General features: G+C 52.0%; 25 protein-coding genes. 16 read left to right on the top strand and 9 right to left on the bottom strand.

All coding sequences use genetic code 11. The annotated features are described in order from the left end of the window. Window positions 1–2 precede the first annotated feature (2 nt). A complete protein-coding gene (gene eutK, locus LG384_RS16695; protein WP_225761248.1) occupies window positions 3–533 on the top strand; it encodes an ethanolamine utilization microcompartment protein EutK in 531 nt (176 codons plus the stop codon). 48 nt (window positions 534–581) lie between these two features. Continuing rightward, window positions 582–1634, top strand: coding sequence for an HTH-type transcriptional regulator EutR (eutR, locus tag LG384_RS16690; RefSeq protein ID WP_045445960.1), 1053 nt, complete (start codon window positions 582–584; stop codon window positions 1632–1634). A gap of 102 nt (window positions 1635–1736) precedes the next feature. Here eutR and hemF read toward each other — a convergent pair whose 3' ends face one another. Together hemF and amiA are read right to left on the bottom strand one after the other, a co-directional pair. Beyond that, complete coding sequence (gene hemF, locus LG384_RS16685) at window positions 1737–2636, bottom strand: oxygen-dependent coproporphyrinogen oxidase (RefSeq protein WP_045445957.1); 900 nt, start codon at window positions 2634–2636, stop codon at window positions 1737–1739. A 2-nt stretch (window positions 2637–2638) separates the two neighbouring features. Next, window positions 2639–3508 carry an N-acetylmuramoyl-L-alanine amidase AmiA gene (gene amiA / locus LG384_RS16680; RefSeq protein WP_045445954.1) on the bottom strand — a complete coding sequence of 290 codons (870 nt, stop codon included), beginning with the start codon at window positions 3506–3508 and terminating at the stop codon, window positions 2639–2641. Window positions 3509–3719: 211 nt separating this feature from the next. On the opposite strand from amiA, the gene LG384_RS16675 reads away from it, so the two are divergent. The 10 genes from LG384_RS16675 to cysM all read left to right on the top strand — a co-directional run bounded on the left by LG384_RS16675 (window position 3720) and on the right by cysM (window position 12228). Continuing rightward, a complete protein-coding gene (locus tag LG384_RS16675; RefSeq protein ID WP_045445951.1) occupies window positions 3720–4145 on the top strand; it encodes a GNAT family acetyltransferase in 426 nt (141 codons plus the stop codon). Continuing rightward, window positions 4132–4581, top strand: coding sequence for a DUF2919 domain-containing protein (locus LG384_RS16670; RefSeq protein ID WP_045445948.1), 450 nt, complete (start codon window positions 4132–4134; stop codon window positions 4579–4581). The genes LG384_RS16675 and LG384_RS16670 overlap by 14 nt, the downstream gene beginning before the upstream one ends. A 59-nt stretch (window positions 4582–4640) precedes the next feature. Beyond that, window positions 4641–5216: an RpoE-regulated lipoprotein gene (locus LG384_RS16665; protein WP_045445945.1), complete on the top strand. Its 576-nt coding sequence runs from the start codon at window positions 4641–4643 to the stop codon at window positions 5214–5216. A 93-nt stretch (window positions 5217–5309) separates the two neighbouring features. Then, window positions 5310–6209: a porphyrinogen peroxidase gene (gene yfeX, locus LG384_RS16660; protein ID WP_045445941.1), complete on the top strand. Its 900-nt coding sequence runs from the start codon at window positions 5310–5312 to the stop codon at window positions 6207–6209. Window positions 6210–6435: 226 nt separating this feature from the next. Next, entirely contained in the window at window positions 6436–7227 is a 792-nt protein-coding gene (ucpA, locus tag LG384_RS16655; RefSeq protein ID WP_200010285.1) for an SDR family oxidoreductase UcpA, read from the top strand. A gap of 157 nt (window positions 7228–7384) precedes the next feature. Then, entirely contained in the window at window positions 7385–8401 is a 1017-nt protein-coding gene (gene cysP, locus LG384_RS16650; RefSeq protein ID WP_045445937.1) for a thiosulfate/sulfate ABC transporter substrate-binding protein CysP, read from the top strand. Next, window positions 8402–9235, top strand: a complete 834-nt coding sequence (cysT, locus tag LG384_RS16645) for a sulfate/thiosulfate ABC transporter permease CysT (RefSeq protein ID WP_045445935.1) — start codon at window positions 8402–8404, stop codon at window positions 9233–9235. It begins immediately after the preceding gene. Beyond that, on the top strand, window positions 9235–10110 hold the full coding sequence (gene cysW, locus LG384_RS16640) for a sulfate/thiosulfate ABC transporter permease CysW (RefSeq protein WP_045445933.1): 876 nt from the start codon (window positions 9235–9237) through the stop codon (window positions 10108–10110). Before cysT ends, cysW begins: the two co-directional genes overlap by 1 nt. After that, window positions 10100–11197, top strand: coding sequence for a sulfate/thiosulfate ABC transporter ATP-binding protein CysA (cysA, locus tag LG384_RS16635; RefSeq protein ID WP_045445930.1), 1098 nt, complete (start codon window positions 10100–10102; stop codon window positions 11195–11197). Before cysW ends, cysA begins: the two co-directional genes overlap by 11 nt. 119 nt (window positions 11198–11316) lie before the next feature. Continuing rightward, window positions 11317–12228: a cysteine synthase CysM gene (gene cysM / locus LG384_RS16630; protein WP_225761247.1), complete on the top strand. Its 912-nt coding sequence runs from the start codon at window positions 11317–11319 to the stop codon at window positions 12226–12228. Window positions 12229–12299: 71 nt separating this feature from the next. Here cysM and LG384_RS16625 read toward each other — a convergent pair whose 3' ends face one another. Both LG384_RS16625 and ptsJ read right to left on the bottom strand, forming a co-directional pair. Further along, window positions 12300–13016: a type 1 glutamine amidotransferase gene (locus LG384_RS16625; RefSeq protein WP_225761246.1), complete on the bottom strand. Its 717-nt coding sequence runs from the start codon at window positions 13014–13016 to the stop codon at window positions 12300–12302. Window positions 13017–13029: 13 nt separating this feature from the next. Further along, window positions 13030–14322, bottom strand: coding sequence for a transcriptional regulator PtsJ (ptsJ, locus tag LG384_RS16620; RefSeq protein ID WP_225761245.1), 1293 nt, complete (start codon window positions 14320–14322; stop codon window positions 13030–13032). An 82-nt stretch (window positions 14323–14404) separates the two neighbouring features. On the opposite strand from ptsJ, the gene pdxK reads away from it, so the two are divergent. Beyond that, complete coding sequence (gene pdxK / locus LG384_RS16615) at window positions 14405–15271, top strand: pyridoxine/pyridoxal/pyridoxamine kinase (RefSeq protein ID WP_048220855.1); 867 nt, start codon at window positions 14405–14407, stop codon at window positions 15269–15271. After that, window positions 15268–15507: a hypothetical protein gene (locus LG384_RS16610; protein ID WP_048220856.1), complete on the top strand. Its 240-nt coding sequence runs from the start codon at window positions 15268–15270 to the stop codon at window positions 15505–15507. Before pdxK ends, LG384_RS16610 begins: the two co-directional genes overlap by 4 nt. A 61-nt stretch (window positions 15508–15568) precedes the next feature. Here LG384_RS16610 and crr read toward each other — a convergent pair whose 3' ends face one another. The 5 genes from crr to cysZ all read right to left on the bottom strand — a co-directional run bounded on the left by crr (window position 15569) and on the right by cysZ (window position 20429). Then, window positions 15569–16078 (bottom strand): PTS glucose transporter subunit IIA, encoded by a 510-nt coding sequence (gene crr / locus LG384_RS16605; protein ID WP_000522253.1) that lies wholly within the window; start codon window positions 16076–16078, stop codon window positions 15569–15571. A gap of 40 nt (window positions 16079–16118) precedes the next feature. Continuing rightward, the gene (gene ptsI / locus LG384_RS16600) at window positions 16119–17846 is read right to left on the bottom strand and encodes a phosphoenolpyruvate-protein phosphotransferase PtsI (protein WP_045445911.1); all 1728 of its coding nucleotides are present in this window, start codon (window positions 17844–17846) and stop codon (window positions 16119–16121) included. Window positions 17847–17891: 45 nt separating this feature from the next. After that, window positions 17892–18149, bottom strand: coding sequence for a phosphocarrier protein Hpr (gene ptsH, locus LG384_RS16595; RefSeq protein WP_002913505.1), 258 nt, complete (start codon window positions 18147–18149; stop codon window positions 17892–17894). A 383-nt stretch (window positions 18150–18532) separates the two neighbouring features. Then, window positions 18533–19504 carry a cysteine synthase A gene (gene cysK, locus LG384_RS16590; protein WP_045445901.1) on the bottom strand — a complete coding sequence of 324 codons (972 nt, stop codon included), beginning with the start codon at window positions 19502–19504 and terminating at the stop codon, window positions 18533–18535. A 163-nt stretch (window positions 19505–19667) separates the two neighbouring features. Beyond that, window positions 19668–20429, bottom strand: coding sequence for a sulfate transporter CysZ (gene cysZ, locus LG384_RS16585; RefSeq protein WP_045445898.1), 762 nt, complete (start codon window positions 20427–20429; stop codon window positions 19668–19670). Window positions 20430–20660: 231 nt separating this feature from the next. Here cysZ and zipA point away from each other — a divergent pair, with 231 nt between their 5' ends. Together zipA and ligA are read left to right on the top strand one after the other, a co-directional pair. After that, complete coding sequence (gene zipA, locus LG384_RS16580; RefSeq protein ID WP_048220858.1) at window positions 20661–21647, top strand: cell division protein ZipA; 987 nt, start codon at window positions 20661–20663, stop codon at window positions 21645–21647. A 71-nt stretch (window positions 21648–21718) separates the two neighbouring features. Then, window positions 21719–23734: an NAD-dependent DNA ligase LigA gene (ligA, locus tag LG384_RS16575; protein WP_048220859.1), complete on the top strand. Its 2016-nt coding sequence runs from the start codon at window positions 21719–21721 to the stop codon at window positions 23732–23734.

Genomic DNA, 23734 nt, shown 5'->3' with positions numbered 1-23734 from the left:
TGATGATCAATGCACTGGGATTACTGGAAGTGGATGGCATGGTCGCTGCCGTGGACGCGGCAGATGCCATGCTAAAAGCCGCGAACGTGCGTCTGCTAAGCCACGAAGTGCTCGATCCTGGCAGGCTGACGCTGGTGGTGGAAGGCGATCTGGCGGCGTGTCGTGCGGCGCTGGATGCTGGCAGTGCCGCAGCACAGCGTACAGGCCGTGTTATTAGCCGCAAGGAGATAGGGCGGCCGGACGATGACACCCAGTGGCTGATTGGCGGTTTTAAGCGCGCACCGAAGAAATCAGAACAGAAGCCTGAAGTGAAATCTGAGGTGAAATCAGAGCAGATACAGGAAACTCCTGTGGCGACTGAATCCTCTGATGAATTACTGGCACTGTTAACATCGGTCCGTCAGGGAATGACGGCAGGGGAAGTGGCTGCGCACTTTGGCTGGTCACTTGAAAAAGCCAGAAATGCGCTGGAACAGCTCTTTTCTGACGGAGCGTTGCGTAAACGCAGTAGTCGCTATCGCTTAAAAAATTAACCTGTCGGAGGGCCGGGGGCTTCAATGAAGCTTCCGGCTTAAAAGATCATGAAAAAGAAACGTACTGCAAACCTGCACCATCTTTATCATGAAGCATTACCCGAAGACGTTAAACTTACGCCGATAGTAGAGGTGGATAACGTTCACCAGCGGCGAACAACAGATGTCTATGAGCACGCCCTGACTATTACCGCCTGGCAGCAGATATACGATCAGCTCCATCCGGGTAAATTTCATGGCGAGTTCACGGAAATCCTGCTCGATGACATTCAGGTGTTCCGTGAATACACCGGTCTGGCGCTGCGCCAGTCATGCCTGGTCTGGCCGAATTCATTCTGGTTTGGCATTCCGGCTACGCGTGGTGAGCAGGGATTTATTGGCACCCAATGCCTTGGCAGTGCTGAGATTGCAACTCGCCCGGGAGGGACTGAGTTTGAACTGAGTACACCAGACGATTACACCATTCTTGGTGTGGTTATATCTGAAGAGGCCATTGCTCGTCAGGCTAACTTCCTGCATAACCCGGAACGGGTGCTGCATATGCTGCGTAACCAGTCAGCGCTGGAAGTAAAAGAGCAGCATAAAGCGGCATTGTGGGGATTTGTGCAGCAGGCGCTGGCAACGTTCAGCGAGAATCCAGAGGATCTTCGCCAGACTGCGGTGCGCAAAGTGTTAGGCGATAACCTGCTGTTGGCGATGGGCACGATGCTGGAGGAAGCTCAGCCGATAATAACCGCCGAGAGTATCAGCCATCAGAGTTATCGTCGTCTGCTGTCGCGCGCGCGCGAATATGTGCTGGAAAACATGTCGGAGCCGCTGACTGTGCTCGATTTGTGTAATCAGTTGCATGTGAGCCGCCGTACGTTGCAAAACGCGTTTCACGCGATTCTTGGTATCGGGCCGAATGCATGGTTGAAGCGCATTCGTCTGAATGCCGTGCGTCGGGAGCTTATCAGCCCGTGGTCGCAGAGCTCGACGGTAAAAGATGCCGCAATGCAGTGGGGATTCTGGCACTTAGGGCAGTTCGCTACTGATTACCAGCAGTTGTTTGCGGAGAAGCCGTCACTGACGCTGCATCAGCGTATGCGCCAGTGGGCGTGATGGTATGAGCCTGTGACGTGCCGGATGCGACGCTAACGCGCCTTATCCGGCCTACGGGTTTTGCCGTTTTGTAGGTCTGACAAGCGTAACGCCATCAGGCAACTACACCCAGTCGCGGACCTGGATAAACTCGCTAAGGGCAGCTTCCGGGCTGTTCGCTTCCGGCTGCCAGTCGTACTCCCAACGCACCAGCGGTGGCATTGACATCAAGATGGATTCGGTGCGCCCACCGGTCTGCAAACCAAACAGCGTGCCGCGATCCCACACCAGATTGAACTCCACGTAGCGACCGCGACGATAAAGCTGGAAGTTACGTTCACGCTCGCCCCAACTCATCGCCTTACGACGCGCCACAATAGGCAGATACGCGTCGGTATAGCCTTTGCCAACCGCCTGCATAAAGTCGAAACAGTGGTCGAAGTTGGGCGTATTGAGATCGTCGAAGAACAGCCCGCCAATACCACGCTGCTCGTTACGATGCTTCAGGAAGAAGTAGTCGTCACACCACTTTTTATACCGCGGATAGACGTCATCACCGAACGGCTGACACAGATCAAAGGCCGTGCGATGCCAGTGAACGGCATCTTCTTCGTAGCCGTAGTAGGGCGTTAAATCAAAACCACCGCCAAACCACCAGACCGGGTCTGCCCCTGGTTTTTCAGCAATAAAAAACCGCACATTGGCATGGCTGGTAGGAATGTAAGGATTAAGCGGATGCACAACCAGCGACACCCCCATCGCCTCAAAGCTGCGTCCGGCAAGCTCTGGTCGATGTGCGGTAGCTGAAGCAGGCATCGCATCACCGTGAACGTGGGAAAAATTCACTCCCGCTTGTTCAAAAATACCGCCGTTGCGCAATACCCGACTGCGTCCGCCTCCGCCCGCTTCACGCTGCCAGCTATCTTCAACAAAATCAGCACCGTCCACGGCGGATAACTGCTGGCAAATATCATCCTGCAGGCTGAGCAGGAACTGTTTTACGCGCTGCGTATCGGGCTTCATGATTAACGCTTCTTCGAATGTGCTTTCTGGTTATCAAACCAGTGGAAATAGCTGATGACGCCATTGGCGATAGCGGTGGCGATTTTCTGACGAAATGCCGTCGTCCCCAGCAGCCGTTCTTCTTCCGGGTTGGTAATGAACGAAGTCTCGACCAGCACCGAAGGAATAGAAGGGGATTTTAGCACCACGAAGGCGGCCTGTTCCGTACTGCGACTGTGCAGACGGTGTACTGGCTTGATTTTCTTAAGAATATGCGAACCGAGGGTCAGACTGTTTTTTATCGTGTCGGTCTGTACCAGATCGAACAGTACCTGCTGCAGCAAATGGTCTTTATCAGTGGCTTTTTTCCCGGCAACTTCATCGGCGCGGTTTTCACGATCGGAAAGGTACTTTGCCATGGCACTACTGGCGCCGCGGTTTGACAGGGCAAAGACCGATGCACCAGCGGCACTGGGATTGGTAAAGCCGTCGGCGTGAATGGACATAAACAGATCGGCACCGTGTTTGTGCGCAATCTCGACGCGATCGTACAGCGGTATAAATGTATCGCCGGAACGGGTCAGCCGCGCATCAATCCCCTGACTGCGCAGGATGGATCGTACGTTTTTGGCAATCGCCAGCACGACGTGTTTTTCCTTCGAACCGTTGCGTCCAATCGCTCCGGTATCAATACCGCCGTGTCCCGGATCGAGTACTACAACACGCTTAGCACCTGCTTTTTTAGCTTTCGGTTTGCTGTGACCATTGCTGGTTTTTAGCGCTTCTTCTTTAGCGATGGCTTGCGACATGCCTGACAGCGTCAGGGCGGCCAGCCCGGCTTTCAGCACCTGGCGGCGCGATGTGAGAGTTTTTAGTGGTTTAAAAGTGCTCATACGGCCTGAGTTGTAAAAAAAGGTTCCAGACGTTATATCGTATCGCGTAGTCCGTTGCGACGGATCGGGATAAGAATTGTTTTACTTTTCATTTCAATACGTGACAGTTCAGTATTATGCCATTTTTTCCGCTGCTTCGCGTCAGATATTGGCTAAATCAGCTGTTCGCGCCATAATCGCTTTTTAACGTCCTGAAAAGGTAACCAATACCATGGAAATACGCGTATTTCGCCAGGAAGATTTCGAAGAGGTGATCACCCTCTGGGAGCGCTGTGACTTGTTGCGTCCATGGAACGATCCGGAAATGGACATCGAGCGTAAAGTAAATCACGACGTCAGCTTGTTTCTGGTCGCGGAAGTGAACGGCGAAGTGGTTGGCACGGTGATGGGAGGTTACGACGGTCATCGTGGTTCTGCCTATTACCTTGGCGTGCATCCTGAGTTTCGGGGGCGCGGCATTGCCAATGCACTGCTCAACCGTCTGGAGAAAAAACTCATAGCCCGCGGTTGCCCGAAGATTCAAATCATGGTGCGTGATGATAATGACGTTGTGCTGGGTATGTATGAACGTCTGGGATATGAACATGCTGATGTACTCAATCTGGGCAAACGTCTGATCGAAGATGAAGAGTACTGAGTTCCATCCTGCCGATTATGATGGTCATGGTCGCTTACGCCTGCCTTTTTTGTTCTGGTGTGTGCTGCTGCTTCAGGCGCGCACCTGGGTGCTGTTTGTGATTGCGGGATCTTCCCGCGAGCAGGGCAACACATTACTGAATCTGTTTTATCCCGATCATGACTCTTTCTGGCTGGGATTGCTTCCCGGCGTTCCGGCAGTGCTGGCGTTTTTGCTCAGCGGGCGACGTTTTGCGTTTCCTTCGTTATGGCGCTGGCTGCGCGCATTGCTGATTTTGGCCCAACTGGTGCTGCTATGCTGGCAGCCTGTTCTGTGGCTGGAAGGAGATCCTGTCAACGGTGCCGGGCTGGCGCTGCTGGTGGCTGATATCGTCGCGCTGGTATGGCTATTAACTAATCAACGTCTGCGTGCCTGTTTTTATGTTGAAAAAGAATAACGGCACTTTTTTTCGAAAGTGAACTCCAAGCAACGTTGATAAATAAGGGAGGAGGTGAAATGAAATCACTGCGTTTGATTTTATGCGCGATGCCGCTGGTACTGACTGGTTGTTCAACGCTGTCGTCGGTGAACTGGTCTGCTGCAAATCCGTGGAACTGGTTTGGTTCTTCGACGGAGGTCACTGAGCAGGGTGTGGGAAAACTCACCGCCGCCACACCGCTGAATGAAAAATCAATTGCCGATGCGCTGGATGGGGACTATCGCCTGCGTAGCGGGATGAAAACCAATAATGGCAATGTTGTACGTTTTTATGAGGTGATGAAAGATAGCAGCGTTGCGATGATTATCAACGGTGATCAGGGAACGATCAGCCGCATTGATGTGCTGGACAGCGATATTTCATCAGCATCCGGTGCAGAAATCGGTACACCGTTTAGCGACCTTTACACTAAAGCTTTCGGTAATTGCCAGAAAGCTACCGGAGATGATAGTGCGGGTGTTGAGTGTAAAGCTGAAGGAAGTCAACATATTAGCTATATTTTTTCCGGCGAGTGGAGCGGGCCTGAAGGCATAATGCCGTCTGACGATACGCTGAAAGACTGGAAAGTGAGCAAAATTATCTGGCGGCGTTAATTTGCGTCTGAACAAATCGACGGACTAAAAAAACAGGTAGAATAACGCCTATCAATGCCACGATGTCGTGGCATCTTTTTTTCAGGAGGAACAATGTCTCAGGTTCAGAGTGGCATTTTGCCAGAACATTGCCGTGCGGCGATTTGGATTGAAGCCAATGTTAAGGGCGACGTTGAGGCTTTGCGTGCGGCCAGTAAAACCTTTGCGGATAAACTGGCGACCTTTGAAGCGAAATTCCCGGATGCGCACCTTGGCGCGGTCGTTGCTTTCGGCAACAACACCTGGCGCACACTGAGCGGCGGCGTGGGCGCTGAAGAGCTGAAAGACTTTATCCCTTACGGTAAAGGTCTGGCACCGGCGACCCAGTATGACGTGCTGATCCATATCCTCTCGTTGCGTCATGACGTGAATTTCTCCGTTGCGCAGGCAGCGATGGAAGCCTTTGGCGACTGCATCGAAGTGAAAGAAGAGATCCACGGTTTCCGTTGGGTTGAAGAGCGCGATCTTAGCGGCTTTGTGGATGGTACGGAAAACCCGGCCGGAGAAGAAACGCGCCGTGAAGTCGCGGTCATCAAAGATGGCGTTGATGCCGGTGGCAGCTATGTATTTGTACAGCGTTGGGAACATAACCTGAAGCAGCTTAACCGCATGAGCATTCATGATCAGGAAATGATGATTGGTCGCACCAAAGAAGCCAATGAAGAGATTGACGGTGATGATCGCCCGGTGACTTCTCACCTGAGCCGTGTGGATTTGAAAGAAGATGGCAAGGGGCTGAAAATTGTTCGCCAGAGCCTGCCGTACGGTACCGCCAGCGGCACACACGGTCTCTATTTCTGCGCTTACTGTGCGCGTCTGCATAATATTGAGCAGCAACTGCTGAGTATGTTTGGCGATACTGATGGTAAACGTGACGCCATGCTGCGCTTTACCAAACCGGTGACCGGCGGCTATTACTTTGCTCCGTCGCTGGATCGTCTGCTCGCCCTGTGATTATTGCCGGGTGCCTGGACTACAGATAGCAATCGTGCAGGCTTGTTGAGACGAAGCCGCTTTCCGACAAAATCCAGAGAAATAAGCTAATCCCCGCGTCGTCGGGGATTTTTTTTACCTGACATTAACCTGATTTAGTGAGCTATTCCTCAGCACTAATTTGTTATTGCTGTATCTTCTGCGTGAATGGAGTGTAAGGCTCCATATTCAAAAGGAGAATATTGAAATGGGAAAACTCACGGGCAAAACAGCATTGATTACGGGCGCATCTCAGGGCATTGGCGAAGGTATTGCCAGAACGTTTGCCCGCCATGGCGCGAACCTAATCTTGCTGGATATCTCCGATGAGATTGAAAAACTGGCAGATGAGCTGAGTGGACGCGGTCACCGGTGCACGGCAGTTCATGCAGACGTCAGAGATTTTGCTTCTGTCACGGCGGCGGTAGCACGTGCGAAGAAGATTGAGGGAAAAATCGATATTCTGGTCAACAATGCGGGCGTATGTCGCCTCGGCAGCTTCCTTGATATGAGCGATGAAGATCGCGACTTCCATATTGATATCAATATTAAAGGCGTCTGGAACGTGACGAAAGCCGTTCTGCCGGAGATGATTGCTCGTAAAGACGGACGCATTGTGATGATGTCATCCGTAACCGGCGATATGGTTGCCGATCCGGGCGAAACGGCGTACGCGCTGTCGAAAGCAGCAATTATCGGCTTAACCAAATCCCTGGCGGTGGAATACGCGCAGTCTGGTATTCGCGTGAATGCTATTTGTCCGGGCTATGTACGTACGCCGATGGCAGAAAATATTGCACGTCAGTCTAACCCGGAGGATCCAGAGTCTGTATTAACTGAAATGGCGAAAGCGATCCCGATGCGTCGTCTGGCGTGTCCGCTTGAGGTTGGCGAACTGGCGGCGTTCCTGGCGTCCGATGAGTCCAGTTACCTGACCGGCACGCAAAACGTGATTGATGGCGGTAGCACTTTGCCTGAAAGCGTCAGCGTAGGCGTCTGACCGATGCCATCCTCCTCTCCGCGATATGGAGGGGAGGTACCCCTTATTCTCTTTTCAACTTTCAAATCATCAAACGGTATATAAAACCGTTACTCCTTTAGCGCTGGTTATAAATATGATGGCCATAAGAAAGTCATTAAATTTATAAGGGTGCGCAATGGCCGTTAATTTCCTGAAAAAAAGCTCTCTGACGCTGGTCGCGTCTCTGCTACTGATAGGTCAGGCGCAGGCAACGGAACTACTGAACAGTTCTTACGATGTTTCCCGCGAGCTGTTTGCCGCCCTTAATCCACCGTTTGAGCAGCAATGGGCGAAGGATAACGGCGGGGATAAGCTGACCATTAAACAATCCCATGCCGGGTCATCAAAACAAGCGTTGGCGATTTTACAGGGGTTGAAAGCTGACGTGGTGACCTATAACCAGGTCACCGATGTGCAGATCCTGCACGATAAAGGCAAGCTGATCCCGGCCGACTGGCAAAGCCGTCTGCCGAATAACAGCTCGCCATTCTATTCTACCATGGGCTTCCTGGTACGTAAGGGAAATCCGAAGAATATCCACGACTGGAATGACCTGGTTCGTTCCGACGTAAAACTGATTTTCCCGAATCCGAAAACGTCCGGTAACGCCCGTTACACCTACCTTGCAGCGTGGGGTGCGGCAGATAAAGCTGACGGTGGCGACAAAGCCAAAACCGAGCAGTTTATGACGCAATTCCTGAAAAACGTTGAGGTATTTGATACCGGCGGTCGTGGCGCCACCACCACTTTTGCTGAACGTGGCCTGGGCGATGTGCTGATAAGCTTTGAATCAGAAGTGAATAACATCCGCAAGCAGTATGAAGCGCAGGGATTTGAAGTTGTTATTCCGAAAACCAATATTCTCGCTGAATTCCCGGTGGCGTGGGTAGACAAAAACGTGCAAGCCAATGGCACAGAAAAAGCGGCTAAGGCCTATTTGAACTGGCTCTACAGCCCTGAAGCACAGACTATCATCACCGACTATTACTATCGTGTGAACAATCCTGAGGTCATGGACAAGCTGAAGGATAAATTCCCGCAGACCGAACTGTTCCGCGTGGAAGACCACTTTGGCTCCTGGCCTGAGGTGATGAAAACGCACTTTGTCAGCGGTGGTGAGCTGGACAAACTGTTGGCGGCGGGGCGTAAGTAAATGTTTGCTGTTTCTTCCCGACGCGTGCTGCCTGGCTTTACCTTAAGCCTGGGCACCAGCTTGCTGTTTGTGTGCCTGATATTGCTGCTGCCGCTCAGTGCGCTGGTGATGCAACTGGCGCAAATGAGCTGGGCACAATACTGGGATGTGATTACTAATCCGCAGGTTGTGGCGGCCTATAAAGTGACGCTGATTTCAGCGTTTGTGGCCTCGATTTTTAACGGTGTATTTGGTCTGTTGATGGCGTGGATCTTAACCCGCTATCGCTTTCCAGGCCGCACGTTGCTGGATGCGTTAATGGATTTGCCTTTTGCCCTGCCAACGGCAGTGGCGGGCCTGACGCTGGCGTCGTTGTTTTCGGTCAACGGTTTCTACGGCGAGTGGCTGGCGAAGTTCGATATTAAAGTGACTTACACCTGGCTGGGAATTGCAGTCGCTATGGCGTTTACCAGCATTCCGTTCGTGGTGCGTACCGTTCAACCGGTGCTGGAAGAGTTAGGGCCAGAGTATGAAGAAGCCGCTGAAACACTCGGTGCTACACGGTTACAGAGCTTTCGTAAAGTGGTGCTGCCGGAGTTATCTCCCGCGCTGATAGCGGGCGTGGCACTCTCTTTCACCCGCAGCCTGGGTGAGTTTGGCGCAGTTATCTTTATTGCCGGGAACATCGCGTGGAAAACAGAAGTGACCTCACTGATGATTTTTGTCCGCTTGCAGGAGTTTGACTATCCCGCTGCCAGCGCGATTGCGTCGGTTATTCTCGGGGCTTCATTGTTGCTGCTGTTTTCGATTAACACCCTGCAAAGTCGTTTTGGTCGACGCGTGGTAGGTCACTGATGGCAGAAATTACTCAATTGAAACGCTATGGCGCATCCCGCATCAACTGGGGTAAATGGTTTCTAATCGGCACGGGTATGCTGGTATCAGCATTTATTTTGCTGGTACCGATGATTTATATCTTCGTTCAGGCGTTCAGCAAGGGATTAATGCCGGTATTACAGAATCTGGCCGATCCGGACATGCTGCACGCCATCTGGCTGACGGTGCTGATTGCCCTGATTGCCGTGCCGGTGAATCTGGTCTTTGGCGTGCTACTGGCCTGGCTGGTGACCCGTTTTAACTTTCCTGGACGCCAGTTGCTGCTGACGTTACTGGATATCCCGTTTGCCGTGTCGCCTGTTGTGGCTGGTCTGGTGTATCTGCTGTTTTACGGTTCTAACGGCCCATTGGGTGGCTGGCTGGATGAACATAATCTGCAAATTATGTTTGCCTGGCCGGGAATGGTGCTGGTCACGGTTTTCGTTACCTGTCCATTTGTAGTTCGCGAGTTGGTTCCGGTCATGCTGAGCCAGGGCAGTCATGAAGATGAGGCGGCGATTCTGCTGGGCGCATCGGGCTGGCAGATGTTCCGTCGCGTTACTCTGCCGAATATTCGCTGGGCGCTGTTGTACGGCGTGGTGTTGACCAACGCCCGTGCAATTGGGGAATTCGGAGCAGTATCGGTAGTTTCCGGTTCGATTCGTGGTGAAACCCTGTCGCTGCCGTTACAGATTGAATTACTGGAGCAGGACTACAACACCGTCGGCTCCTTTACCGCCGCCGCGTTATTGACGCTGATGGCGATTGTTACCCTGTTTTTGAAGAGCATGTTGCAATGGCGTCTGGAGAACCAGGAAAAACGCGCGCAGCAGGAGGAAAATCATGAGCATTGAGATTGCCAATATTAAGAAGTCTTTTGGTCGCACCCAGGTGCTGAATGATATCTCACTGGATATTCCTTCAGGTCAGATGGTCGCGCTGCTGGGGCCTTCTGGCTCGGGTAAAACCACATTGCTACGCATTATTGCCGGGCTGGAGCATCAGTCCAGCGGACATATTCGTTTTCACGGTACGGATGTGAGTCGTCTGCACGCCCGCGACCGTAAAGTCGGTTTCGTATTTCAGCATTATGCCCTGTTCCGCCATATGACCGTATTCGACAATATCGCCTTTGGTCTGACGGTATTGCCACGCCGTGAGCGTCCGAATGCGGCGACTATCAAAGCGAAAGTGACTAAGCTGCTGGAGATGGTGCAACTTGCCCATCTGGCGGACCGTTTCCCGGCGCAGCTTTCCGGCGGGCAGAAGCAGCGTGTAGCGCTGGCACGTGCGTTGGCGGTAGAACCGCAGATCCTGCTGCTTGATGAACCGTTTGGTGCGCTCGATGCTCAGGTACGTAAAGAGCTGCGTCGCTGGTTGCGCCAGCTTCACGAAGAGTTGAAATTCACCAGCGTATTTGTCACCCACGATCAGGAAGAAGCGACGGAAGTTGCTGATCGCGTGGTAGTGATGAGCCAGGGACATATTGAGCAGGCAGATGCGCCGGACCAGGTATGGCGCGAACCAGCAACCCGCTTTGTACTGGAGTTCATGGGTGAGGTTAACCGTCTGCAGGGTACTATTCGCGGCGGGCAGTTCCACGTTGGAGCTCACCGCTGGCCGCTGGGATATACGCCTGCGTATCAGGGAGCGGTTGATCTGTTCTTGCGTCCGTGGGAAGTGGATGTCAGTCGCCGTACCAGCCTGGATTCTCCTCTACCGGTGCAGGTGCTGGAGGCCAGTCCGAAAGGCCACTACACCCAATTAGTTGTGCAGCCGCTGGGGTGGTATAACGAGCCGCTGACGGTTGTGATGCAAGGTGATGATTCCCCTGTCCGTGGTGAACGCCTGTTTGTTGGGTTGCAAAATGCGCGTCTGTATAACGGCGAGCAACGCATTGAAACACGCGAAGCGGAGCTTGCTCTGGCAGAATCAGCCTGATAGCTTAATTTATATGTTTATCACCCGGTGGCGTACTGCTTGCCGGGTCTACAGTCTCTAGTCGTCACTTGTAGGCCGGGTAAGCGTAGCGCCACCCGGCTTTTTTATGAGCAGAAAACGTGAATACATTAGAACAAACGATTGGCAATACGCCTCTGGTCAAACTGCAACGCCTTGCGCCGGATAACGGCAGTGAAATTTGGGTTAAGCTGGAAGGGAATAACCCGGCAGGTTCGGTGAAAGACCGCGCTGCGCTATCAATGATTGTCGAAGCGGAAAAACGTGGGGAAATCAAACCCGGTGATGTGCTGATTGAGGCAACCAGTGGTAATACCGGAATTGCGTTGGCGATGATTGCCGCACTGAAAGGTTATCGCATGAAGCTTCTGATGCCTGACAACATGAGCCAGGAGCGGCGTGCGGCGATGCGTGCCTACGGTGCTGAGCTTATTCTGGTCAGCAAAGAACAGGGGATGGAAGGGGCGCGTGACTTGGCGCTGGAAATGGCCGAACGCGGTGAAGGAAAACTGCTCGATCAGTTTAATAATCCCGATAACCCGTATGCGCATTACACCACGACCGGCCCGGAAATTTGGCAGCAGACGTCAGGTCACATTACGCATTTTGTCTCCAGCATGGGGACCACCGGCACCATTACCGGCGTGTCACGTTTTCTGCGTGAGCAGGAAAAGACGGTGACAATTGTTGGTCTGCAGCCGGAGGAAGGGAGCAGCATTCCCGGTATTCGACGCTGGCCTGCGGAATATATGCCAGGAATTTTTAACGCTTCGTTGGTTGATGAGGTCTTAGATATTCATCAGGACGACGCCGAAAACACGATGCGAGAACTGGCGATTCGCGAAGGTATTTTCTGCGGAGTAAGCTCTGGCGGGGCTGTGGCAGGGGCGTTACGCGTGGCGCATGCCACACCGGGTGCGGTGGTGGTAGCAATCATCTGCGATCGTGGCGACCGCTATCTTTCAACCGGAGTCTTTGGCGAAGAACACTTTAATCAGGGGGCAGGGATTTAAGGGTGTTGATGTAGGGATGCCAATGAGCTTGTAGGCCGGATAAGCGTAGCGCTATCCGGCCTCTCTGTATATTATCCGCGGTGTTTCTCTACCAGCAGATCGAGGAACTGCCAGAGTTTCTCATTCATCTGTTGGTAATCCCACTCGCGCATTTCGGCAACTGAACGGATAAAGCGTTTTCCTTTTGCCTCAGCAAGTTCTTGCTCTGAGTGTTGAATCAGTCCCTCAATCGCTTCGGCGGTAAATTCCATATGGCACTGGAAACCGTAGACAAAGTTACCGTATTGCACGATTTGTCGCGGGCAGCCAACGCTTGTGGCAAGGACTGTTGCCTGGTCGGTTAACCCTGGCATATCGTTGTGCCAGTGGCCGACAATCAGCGGCGATCCAAAGTGGGCAATGAACGGATGCTGTTTGCCAGCCTCAGTCAGCGTAATGGGGTAATGCCCAATCTCTTTTTCCGGGCTCTGACACACTTTTGCGCCCAACGCCTCGCCAATCAGTTGTGATCCCAGACAGATCCCTACCACGATCTTACGTGCAGAAATCGCCTGGTTAATCAGATGCTGTTCGGCCAGAGAGTCAAAGTACGGGCATTCTGCGAGCGTGGTTCGTGGAGACTGCGGGCCACCAAACACGACCAGCATATCGAAGCTATCAGCACTGGCTGGTATTGACTCTCCAGCGTAAACGCACGACCAGGTGATGGTATAACCACGCTCTTCGGCCCATGGCAGGTAAGCGCCAGCAGATTCAAATGACTCATGAATAACAAAATGAACTCGCACGTTTTCTCTCCTGTTAGCGCTTCAGCGTCTGATGAATATCAGCCGCCAGCTTGTTGATGTCGCTGTCTTTCAGCATTGACAACGTAATTCGCAGACCATGTGAAGGCGCATTGACACCAAAAACTTCACCTTCACGTACCAGCCAGCCAAACTTAGCTAGCGCAAAGGCGAGTGGCTGGCTGTGAGTTTCCAGCGGTAGCCAGAAGTTCAGGCCATCACCAGCATGAAGCTCAATACCATGTTGTTTGAGGGCCAGGACGAGCTTTTGTTGCTGAGAGGCGTAAAACTGCTGAGTCAGTGTCAGCGTGCGCTGGTACTCATTGTCACTCAGGCAGGCGCAGGCTAAATCCTGTAGCAGATGGCTGACCCACTGGCTACCGGAGTTGAGCCGTAGACGGAGTTTCGCGGAGGTAGCCGGATCGCTGGCCACGATGGCAAGTCGCAGGTCAGGACCTAATGTTTTAGACATGGATCTGACGACCGCCCAGTGATGTGTCTGTTCCGCAATGACTGGATGCCAGCGGGAAGCGGAAAGCAGGGCAAAGTGATCGTCAATAATCACCAGTGTTTGCGGGTAACGAGCCAGAATATTCTGCAATTCGGTAGCGCGAACTGCGCTCAAACTACACCCCGTCGGATTGTGCGCGCGTGGGGTAAGGATAACCGCCCGGGCCCCTTTTTGTAGCGCCAGTTCCAGCATCTCAGGTTGCATGCCTTCGCTATCCACATTGACTGGACTGGCGGAAAAACCAGCATAACGCAACATATTGATGCTACTCAAAAAACAAGGATCTTCTACTGCGACGCTATCGCCCGGCAGTAAATGGGCGCACAGTAGTCGTTCGATAGCATCAATTGCGCCACTGGTGATATCAATTTCGCCCGTACAGGGTATGGCATCCTGCATCCATTGTGTCGCCCACGTCTTCAAACCCGGCGATACTGCAGCATCACCATACAATCGCGGAGTCTTATTTATCTTCGCGAAATAACGGCTCAGGTCGGGCAGGAGATGCGCTGCAGGATTGCCGCCGGAAAGGTCTTTCAGAGGGGTATCCGGATTACTGCCCTCCAGCGCGACGGGCGATGATAATCCCTTGATGACGGTACCATTTCGCCCCTGGCTGATTGCCAGCCCGGAGGTGACCAGCCGTTTATATGCCGCTGCGACAGTATTGCGATTGACGTTTAATGCCGCGGCCAGCTCCCTTACCGGCGGCAGCGTTTCGCCAGGCATAAATGTGCCTGTAGCGACATGTTGACGAATACTGTCAAAAATTTCGTTAGCGGTTTTTCCGTCGATCATTATTGACCTATGACAAAATGAATTTTAGCATATGACGATAATAGTGAGGTGAAAGCCCGCTGTCCAGTGAGAGGAGAGGTTTATGGAGCAGGAGAGTGAAATACAGTCAGTGCTCTTCGACGACACGCATCGGGCGTTACAGACCGATATCGTCGCCGTCCAGTCACAGGTGGTGTATGGCAGTGTCGGTAACAGTATCGCCGTGCCAGCCATCAAAGCACAGGGGTTACGGGTGACGGCGGTCCCCACGGTGTTGTTCAGTAATACTCCACATTATGAGACCTTTTACGGTGGGATAATCCCTGCAGACTGGTTTAGTGGTTATCTCAGGGCCTTAAATGAGCGTGATGCTTTGCGTGAGCTAAAGGCGGTGACCACGGGATATATGGGGAGCGCGGAACAAATCGCCTTGCTGGCACAGTGGCTGGAAATTGTTCGCGTCACGCACCCGGACCTGTGTATTTTAGTCGATCCGGTGATCGGTGATACGGATAGCGGAATGTATGTGAAGGCCGAAATCCCGGATGCTTACCGCAAACACTTGATGCCGCTGGCGCAAGGACTGACGCCAAATGTGTTTGAGCTGCAAATGTTGAGTGGAAAACCGTGTCGTACGCTGGATGAAGCGATAACTGCGGCAAAATCTTTGCTCACCGAGACGCTAAAATGGGTTGTGATCACCAGCGCACCGGGCGAAACCCCGGAGGTTATCAATGTTGCAGTGGTAACGGCTGATACGGTGGAAGTGTTAACCCACCCCAGAGTAAAGACGGATCTAAAGGGAACTGGCGATTTGTTTTGCGCTGAACTGGTGAGCGGTATTGTTTTAGGGAAACCCCTCACCGCTGCGACACACGATGCCGCACAGCGCGTACTGGAAGTGATGACATGGACGCAACGGTGCGGTTGTGACGAATTAATTCTGCCACCAGCAGGGGAGGCGCGATGAAGAGTTATCGGCTGGTGGTTCGCCAGCATGGACGTATGATTGGACATTTTGATACCAGCGGGACGGAAGCACTGGAAAATATTTGTGTGGCTCGTGCAATGTTCGGTATTGCTGGTGGGTATGATTGCGAATTGCTGGTGTCAGATTCAGAAAGACGCATGCTGGAAAGTGGTCCGGAAGGGATGAAAATCCTGATGCGCGAGGCGTGTTACCGACCGGTGACCTCTGTATTGTAATGCCGGATGAAGTGTATAAAAAAATGGCGCCATCAGGCGCCATTCTTCACTGCCGTAAGAATTACTTCTTGATGCGGATAACCGGGGTTTCACCCACGGTTACGCTACCGGACAGTTTGATCAGTTCTTTGATTTCGTCCATGTTGGAGATAACAACCGGAGTCAGGGTAGACTTGGCTTTCTCTTCCAGCAGAGGCAGATCGAATTCAATAACCGGGTCGCCCACTTTAACGCGTTGACCTTCTTCAGCGATACGCTTGAAGCCTTCGCCTTTCAGTTCAACGGTATCGATACCGAAGTGAACGAACAGCTCAATGCCGCTATCAGATTCGATAGAGAACGCATGGTTGGTTTCAAAGATTTTGCCGATGGTGCCGTCTACCGGGGCAACCATTTTATTACCGGTTGGTTTGATAGCGATGCCATCACCAACGATTTTTTCAGCAAAAACTACATCCGGCACGTCTTCGATGTTGACGATCTCGCCAGAGAGCGGAGCAACAATCTCAATAGTTCCGGTGTCTTTCTTATCATCAGAAACCAGAGATTTCAGTTTATCGAACAAACCCATGATCTTCTCCTAAGCAGTAAATTGGGCCGCATCTCGTGGATTAGCAGATTGTTTTTTCTTCAATGAACTTGTTAACTAAAGCCATTAACTCGTCCGTTGTCGGTTGAGCAAGAGCCTGCTCTGCTAACACCTTCGCATCTTCGAAGTTCGTGTTACGGATAATCTTCTTAATGCGCGGGATAGAAATGGCGCTCATAGAGAATTCGTCCAGACCCATCCCCAGCAACAGAAGTGTAGCACGTTCGTCGCCTGCAAGCTCACCACACATGCCGGTCCATTTGCCTTCAGCATGAGAAGCATCAATAACTTGCTTGATCAGCGTCAGAACAGATGGCGACATCGGTTGGTAAAGGTGTGAAATCATATCATTACCACGGTCAACTGCCAGGGTGTACTGCGTTAAATCATTGGTGCCGATACTAAAGAAATCAACTTCTTTGGCTAAATGACGCGCAATCGTTGCCGCAGCTGGTGTTTCCACCATTACGCCAATCTCGATGCTTTCGTCAAATGCTTTACCTTCGTCGCGCAGTTCCTGTTTATAGATTTCAATCTCTTTACGCAGTGCACGCACTTCTTCAACAGAGATGATCATCGGGAACATGATGCGCAGTTTACCGAAAGCAGAAGCACGCAGGATAGCGCGAACCTGGTCACGCAGGATCTCTTTACGATCCATAGCGATACGCACGGCACGCCAGCCCAGGAATGGGTTCTCTTCTTTCGGGAAGTTCATGTACGGCAGTTCTTTATCACCGCCAATGTCCATGGTACGTACGATGACAGCCTGAGAGCCACATGCTTCTGCAACGGCTTTATACGCGGCAAACTGTTCTTCTTCAGTCGGCAGCGAGTCACGGTCCATGAACAGGAATTCGGTACGATACAGACCAACACCTTCAGCGCCATTACGCTCAGCGCCTTCAACGTCACGAACGGTACCGATATTGGCGCAAACTTCCACCTGATGTCCATCCAGCGTGATAGCTGGCAGATCTTTCAGCTTAGCGAGTTCCGCTTTTTCGGTCGCCACCTGCTCCTGAACGGCACGCAGTTGCTCGATAACGTCGTTAGTTGGATTGACGTAAACCTGGTTGTTTACGGCATCCAGAATCAGATAGTCGTCGTTTTTAACCTGAGAGGTAACACTACCGGTACCCACGATGGCAGGCAGTTCGAGGGAACGCGCCATAATTGAGGTGTGGGAAGTACGGCCACCTGCGTCAGTAATGAAACCCAGCACCTTGTTCAGGTTCAGCTGTGCGGTTTCTGACGGAGTCAGATCGGCGGCAACCAGGATAACTTCTTCCTGAATGGCGCTCAGGTCGATAATTGCCAGACCCAGGATGTTACGCAGCAGGCGTTTACCGATATCACGTACGTCAGCCGCACGTTCTTTCAGGTATTCATCATCCAGCTCTTCCAGGGCTGTGGCCTGACCTTCGATAATTTCATGCGCAGCTGCGTCAGCCGTCATGTGCTTATCTTTAATCAGGGCTATGATTTCCTGCTCCAGCTCCTCATCTTCGAGCAGCATGATATGCCCTTCAAAGATGGCTTCTTTTTCTTCACCGAACGTTTCACCAGCTTTAGTTTTGATCGCTTCCAGTTGCGCAGATGCCTTGGCACGACCGCTCAGAAAACGTTCAACTTCCTGATCAACCTTGTCGGCAGAAATTTTTTTCCGGTCAATGACGATCTCGTCTTCTTTCAGCAGCAGTGCCTTGCCAAAAGCGATACCCGGGGATGCTAAAATGCCTGAAATCATAACCCTACCTTACTTGTGACTGATATTGAAAAGAACTCGTTGAACTTACTCGAGTTCAGCCATCAGTTTAACCAGATGCTCAACTGCTTTCTGCTCGTCTTCGCCTTCTGCGGAAAGGGTAACAACGGTGCCCTGAGTCAGGCCCAGAGTCTGCAGTTTAAACAGGCTTTTTGCGCTGGCGCTTTTGCCGTTGGAAGTCACAGTAATTTCAGAAGTAAAGCCTTTTGCTTCTTTAACAAACTGAGCAGCAGGGCGAGTATGCAGACCGTTCGGAGCGGTAATGGTAACTTCTTGCTGGAACATTATATTTCCCCAACTTATAGGTTTAGTGTTGTGGAACTAAAGTCTAGCCTGGCGGTTCAACTTTAGCCTGTATTGTTAGCGTCGGCGTAAACAGGACGCGACACAAAAGGAGTTCGGTGCAATCCGTTGCTGGCAACTTCTTGCCGCTGACGTTTCGTTCGTCATTAAACATTATGCCGCGAAAGGAAGAGTTGAACCAAATCATAAAATCGATTCAGCTAGCGCTTTTCCTGTAACGATTAATTTCGCGCATCAAAATAATTAGTTTGGTTAAATACCAGTTCCGGCAGGCTGAATCAATGCCAGGTGGGTTGAAACTTTGAAGCAGGCCACAAAAAAGCACCCAAAAGGGTGCTTTTTTACGCGTTTTTAACATGCTGGCATTACTGTTGCAGTTCTTTCTCAGTAAAGAGATCGGCAAACAGTGCAGTGCTCAGATAACGCTCACCCGATGACGGTAGAATAACCACTATATTCTTATTGGTAAAGGCTTCATCTTCCTGGAGCTTAAGTGCAGCAGCAACCGCAGCACCCGAAGAGATACCTGCCAGAATACCTTCTTCTTCCATCAGGCGGCGCGCTGTAGAGATGGCTTCTTCATTAGTGATCGCCACGACTTTATCGATTAGCTTCAGGTCAAGGTTACCCGGAATGAAGCCTGCGCCAATACCCTGAATTTTGTGCGGACCAGGTTTAAGTTCTTCACCTGCCAGAGCCTGGGCGATAACTGGAGAATCTGTAGGTTCAACAGCAACGGTGATGAGGTCCGTTTTGCCCTTGGTCCCTTTAATGTAGCGTGTTACCCCGGTCAATGTACCGCCGGTACCCACGCCAGAGATAAACACATCAACCTGACCATCGGTGTCTTCCCAGATTTCCGGGCCGGTGGTTTTTTCATGGATTTCCGGGTTTGCCGGGTTGCTGAACTGCTGAAGCAACAGGAATTTTTCCGGATCGCTGGCGACAATTTCTTCCGCTTTCTGAATGGCGCCTTTCATACCTTTTGCGCCTTCGGTCAGTACCAGGTTCGCACCCAGTGCTTTCAGCAGCTTACGACGCTCAATGCTCATGGTTTCCGGCATCGTCAGAGTCAGTTTGTAACCGCGAGCGGCGGCGACATAGGCCAGCGCAATCCCGGTATTACCACTGGTTGGTTCGACCAGCTCAACGCCCGGTTTCAGTACCCCGCGTTTTTCGGCATCCCAAATCATATTGGCACCGATACGGCATTTGACACTAAAGCTTGGGTTACGTGATTCCACCTTCGCCAGAATGCGTCCGTTACCGATACGGTTCAGTCGAACCAGCGGCGTATGACCGATAGTCAGCGAGTTGTCTTCAAAAATCTTACTCATGGCCTGTCCTTAACTGTATGAAATTGGGATACCGCTTCAGCATACCTGTTGAAAAAGTATGGGGAAGTAAGGAATTCGCATATCTATATGCTGATGAGAAATAATGCGTTCCAGTATGGAATAAGAGTGGATCTAAGCCACTCGTGTTTTACACATATTTGCATTATTTCCATAACGCGTGTTTATCACGATAGCAATCTACCCACATCGCCGTGGCTCCACAAACCGCGACTGGCATGATCACCAGATTCAGTACCGGGATCAGTGTGAACAGACTGGTCAGCGCGCCAAACTGCATATTAGTGACTTTGCGCGTGCGCAGGGCGGTGCGCATCTCTTTGAAAGGAACTTTGTGGTTATCAAAAGGATAGTCGCAGTACTGAATAGCCAGCATCCACGCGCTGAACAAAAACCACAGCACCGGCGCGACAGTCTGACCAATCCCGGGAATGAAATAGAGAAGCAGAAGCACAACGGCGCGCGGAAGATACCATGCCAGCTTTTGCCATTCGCGTTTCATAATGCGCGGCACATCTTTCATTATGCCGAGCACCCCGGTGTCTGGCGGGGTTGCGCCGGTCAGGCGCGCTTCCAGTTGTTCTGCCAGCAATCCGTTAAAGGGGGCGGCGATCCAGTTAGCAATCGTGGAGAAAAAGTAGCCAAATACCAACAGTACGGAAATGGTCACAATAGGCCAGAGTAAATAACTGAGCCACTGTAGCCACTGCGGGACATGGCTCATCAGTGCGGGGATCCAGCTATCCAGTTGCGTAAATAACCACCAGAATGCTCCCCCCATCAGCAGAATATTCACCAGCAAAGGCAGGAGAACAAAACGACGGATCCCCGGTTGGGTGATGAGTTTCCATCCCTGAGAAAAGTAATAAAAACCGCTGCGTGATATAACTGCAGATGATGAAACCATAGTCAGGACGTACTCCGTATTATATAAACCCTGGGTAAACTTTACCTATCTTACTCGGTTGTTGAGCGTAGACCAGTTCGGAAATGTTCGAAAAAACAGCAAAAAGCACGATTTTGTTCATCTTTATGCTGTGAAAGTTGAGAGCGCACTTGCACTTGGCGTAATCGACAAATACTCTTAGTAAGTAAATGTTTGCCGTGGTGGCAAGGTGTTAGAACAACAGAGAATATAATGATGCAGGATTTGCGTCTGATATTAATCATTGTTGGCGCGATCGCCATAATCGCTTTACTGGTACATGGTTTCTGGACTAGCCGTAAAGAGCGGTCTTCTATATTCCGCGATCGCCCACTTAAACGCATGAAGTCTAAACGTGACGATGAGGATTCGTTCGACGATAACGTCGAGGAAGACGAAGGTGTGGGCGAAGTTCGCGTTCATCGTGTAAATCATGCTCCCGGCAACGCTCAGGAACATGGGGTTCCTCCTCAGCCGCCGCAACACCAGTACCAGCCGCCTTATGCGTCTGCTCAGCCGCGTCAACCCGCGCAGCAGCCCGCTGAAGCGCCGGTGCCGCCGCCGCATGTTCAGCATCCGCCGCAGCCTGTACAACAGCAACAGCCTGTACAACACCAGCCGGTTCAGCCTCAGCCAGTGGCCCCGCAGGTTCAGCAACCCGTGCAGCAAGCCCCGCAACCTGCACCGCAGACCTTCCAGCCTGTGGAGCCAGCCGTGGAGCATCAACCGCAGCCTGAACCCGTTGTTGAAAAAGAGCCTGTTGCTGAAAAACCGCAGCGTAAAGAAGCGGTCATCATTATGAACGTCGCGGCTCATCATGGCAGCGAGCTTAATGGTGAAGTGCTGCTCAACAGCATTCAGCAGGCCGGCTTCAAGTTTGGCGATATGAATATTTTCCATCGTCATCTGAGCCCGGACGGCAGCGGTCCGTCGCTGTTCAGCCTTGCGAATATGGTGAACCCCGGAACGTTTGATCCTGAAATGACCGGCGATTTTACCACCCCTGGCGTCACCATCTTTATGCAGGTGCCTTCTTATGGGGACGAGCTGCAAAACTTTAAGCTGATGTTGCAGTCCGCACAGCACATTGCTGATGAAGTCGGCGGTGTGGTGCTTGATGATCAGCGTCGAATGATGACGCCGCAGAAACTGCGTGAGTATCAGGACCGCATCCGCGAAGTTAAAGAATCACACGCCTGATCTTCTTCTGGCGTGACATCTCCTTTCTGAACCCCCGCCTGTCGGGGGTTTTTTATCATTGATGGTGCGATATGGAATCAATCGAACAACAACTGACAGAACTGCGAACCACGCTTCGCCATCATGAGTATCTTTACCATGTGATGGACGCGCCGGAAATTCCCGATGCGGAATATGACCGCTTGATGCGTGAACTGCGTGAACTGGAAGCGCAGCATCCGGAGCTGGTTACGCCCGACTCGCCAACTCAACGCGTAGGAGCAGCCCCGCTGGCGGCGTTTAGCCAGATACGCCATGAAGTCCCAATGCTGTCGCTGGATAACGTCTTTGATGAAGAGAGTTTTCTGGCCTTCAATAAACGCGTGCAGGACAGGCTGAAGAGTACCGACAAACTGACCTGGTGCTGCGAGCTGAAGCTGGACGGTCTGGCGGTAAGTATCTTGTATGAAAATGGTGTGCTGGTGAGTGCTGCGACACGCGGTGATGGTACGACTGGCGAAGATATTACCTCTAATGTGCGCACCATTCGCGCTATCCCGCTAAAATTGCGTGGCGAAAATATTCCAGCCCGTCTGGAAGTGCGTGGTGAGGTGTTCCTGCCACAGGCCGGGTTTGAAAAAATCAATGAAGAAGCGCGTCGTACTGGCAATAAAGTGTTTGCTAACCCGCGTAATGCGGCGGCGGGTTCGTTGCGCCAGCTTGATCCACGTATTACGGCGAAGCGACCACTTACTTTCTTCTGTTATGGCGTCGGCGTGCTTGAAGGAGGCGAACTGCCTGATACCCATCTGGGCCGCTTGTTGCAATTTAAAGCATGGGGGCTTCCGGTCAGCGACAGAGTGACGCTATGCGATTCACCAGAAGCTGTTCTGGCGTTCTACCACAAGGTGGAGGAGGACCGTCCGTCGCTTGGTTTTGACATTGACGGTGTGGTCATTAAGGTCAACTCAATGGCGCTGCAGGAGCAACTGGGCTTCGTTGCCCGCGCACCGCGCTGGGCTGTGGCGTTTAAATTCCCTGCGCAGGAACAGATGACCTTTGTGCGCGATGTCGAATTCCAGGTTGGACGTACCGGTGCGATTACGCCCGTTGCCCGTCTTGAGCCAGTACAGGTCGCCGGCGTGCTGGTCAGTAACGCCACACTACATAATGCCGATGAAATCGAGCGTCTTGGTTTGCGCATCGGTGACAAAGTAGTGATTCGCCGTGCAGGTGATGTGATCCCGCAGGTCGTGAACGTGGTACTTTCCGAGCGCCCGGAAGAGACGCGTGAAATAGAATTCCCTACCCAATGCCCGGTATGTGGATCTGACGTTGAGCGTGTTGAAGGTGAGGCTGTTACCCGCTGCACCGGTGGTTTAATTTGTGGTGCACAGCGTAAAGAATCTCTCAAACATTTTGTTTCGCGCCGGGCGCTGGATGTTGACGGCATGGGCGATAAAATTATCGACCAACTGGTTGAGAAAGAGTATGTCCATACGCCAGCCGATCTGTTCCAGTTAACTGCTGGTAAGCTGACCGGACTGGATCGTATGGGGCCAAAGTCGGCGCAAAATGTGGTGAATGCACTGGAGAAAGCGAAAGAAACGACGTTTGCCCGTTTCCTCTATGCGCTTGGTATTCGTGAGGTTGGTGAAGCGACTGCTGCGGGACTGGCTGCTTATTTCGGTACCCTGGATGCGCTGGAAGCAGCGTCCATTGACGAACTGCAAAAAGTACCGGATGTTGGCATCGTGGTGGCCACGCACGTGTTTAACTTCTTTGCGGAAGAGAGTAACCGCGAGGTCATTGGCCAACTGCTGGCACAAGGCATTCACTGGCCCGCTCCTGTTGTTATCAATGCAGAGGAGATAGACAGTCCCTTCGCCGGTAAGACGGTGGTGCTGACCGGAAGTCTGAGCCAGATGTCTCGTGATGATGCTAAAGCCAGACTGAGCGAACTCGGTGCGAAAGTTGCGGGAAGCGTATCGAAGAAAACCGACCTGGTGATTGCTGGCGAAGCGGCAGGATCGAAGCTGGCGAAGGCCCAGGAACTGGGCATTGCCGTGATTGATGAAGCCGAAATGATTCGTTTACTGGGTGCCTGA

The organism is Citrobacter sp. Marseille-Q3906 (assembly GCF_916618775.1).
Taxonomy (GTDB): domain Bacteria; phylum Pseudomonadota; class Gammaproteobacteria; order Enterobacterales; family Enterobacteriaceae; genus Citrobacter; species Citrobacter murliniae.
The sequence above is the reverse complement of the archived record's forward strand: the minus strand, read 5'-3'. Positions and strand labels throughout refer to the sequence as shown.

Bases quoted from the DNA above. Each gene is read 5' to 3' on its own strand.
- eutK (WP_225761248.1), top strand. From the start codon at position 3: ATGATCAATGCACTGGGATTACTGGAAGTGGATGGCATGGTCGCTGCC.
- eutR (WP_045445960.1), top strand. From the start codon at position 582: ATGAAAAAGAAACGTACTGCAAACCTGCACCATCTTTATCATGAAGCA.
- hemF (WP_045445957.1), bottom strand. From the start codon at position 2,636: ATGAAGCCCGATACGCAGCGCGTAAAACAGTTCCTGCTCAGCCTGCAG.
- amiA (WP_045445954.1), bottom strand. From the start codon at position 3,508: ATGAGCACTTTTAAACCACTAAAAACTCTCACATCGCGCCGCCAGGTG.
- LG384_RS16675 (WP_045445951.1), top strand. From the start codon at position 3,720: ATGGAAATACGCGTATTTCGCCAGGAAGATTTCGAAGAGGTGATCACC.
- LG384_RS16670 (WP_045445948.1), top strand. From the start codon at position 4,132: ATGAAGAGTACTGAGTTCCATCCTGCCGATTATGATGGTCATGGTCGC.
- LG384_RS16665 (WP_045445945.1), top strand. From the start codon at position 4,641: ATGAAATCACTGCGTTTGATTTTATGCGCGATGCCGCTGGTACTGACT.
- yfeX (WP_045445941.1), top strand. From the start codon at position 5,310: ATGTCTCAGGTTCAGAGTGGCATTTTGCCAGAACATTGCCGTGCGGCG.
- ucpA (WP_200010285.1), top strand. From the start codon at position 6,436: ATGGGAAAACTCACGGGCAAAACAGCATTGATTACGGGCGCATCTCAG.
- cysP (WP_045445937.1), top strand. From the start codon at position 7,385: ATGGCCGTTAATTTCCTGAAAAAAAGCTCTCTGACGCTGGTCGCGTCT.
- cysT (WP_045445935.1), top strand. From the start codon at position 8,402: ATGTTTGCTGTTTCTTCCCGACGCGTGCTGCCTGGCTTTACCTTAAGC.
- cysW (WP_045445933.1), top strand. From the start codon at position 9,235: ATGGCAGAAATTACTCAATTGAAACGCTATGGCGCATCCCGCATCAAC.
- cysA (WP_045445930.1), top strand. From the start codon at position 10,100: ATGAGCATTGAGATTGCCAATATTAAGAAGTCTTTTGGTCGCACCCAG.
- ptsJ (WP_225761245.1), bottom strand. From the start codon at position 14,322: ATGATCGACGGAAAAACCGCTAACGAAATTTTTGACAGTATTCGTCAA.
- pdxK (WP_048220855.1), top strand. From the start codon at position 14,405: ATGGAGCAGGAGAGTGAAATACAGTCAGTGCTCTTCGACGACACGCAT.
- LG384_RS16610 (WP_048220856.1), top strand. From the start codon at position 15,268: ATGAAGAGTTATCGGCTGGTGGTTCGCCAGCATGGACGTATGATTGGA.
- crr (WP_000522253.1), bottom strand. From the start codon at position 16,078: ATGGGTTTGTTCGATAAACTGAAATCTCTGGTTTCTGATGATAAGAAA.
- ptsI (WP_045445911.1), bottom strand. From the start codon at position 17,846: ATGATTTCAGGCATTTTAGCATCCCCGGGTATCGCTTTTGGCAAGGCA.
- ptsH (WP_002913505.1), bottom strand. From the start codon at position 18,149: ATGTTCCAGCAAGAAGTTACCATTACCGCTCCGAACGGTCTGCATACT.
- cysK (WP_045445901.1), bottom strand. From the start codon at position 19,504: ATGAGTAAGATTTTTGAAGACAACTCGCTGACTATCGGTCATACGCCG.
- cysZ (WP_045445898.1), bottom strand. From the start codon at position 20,429: ATGGTTTCATCATCTGCAGTTATATCACGCAGCGGTTTTTATTACTTT.
- zipA (WP_048220858.1), top strand. From the start codon at position 20,661: ATGATGCAGGATTTGCGTCTGATATTAATCATTGTTGGCGCGATCGCC.
- ligA (WP_048220859.1), top strand. From the start codon at position 21,719: ATGGAATCAATCGAACAACAACTGACAGAACTGCGAACCACGCTTCGC.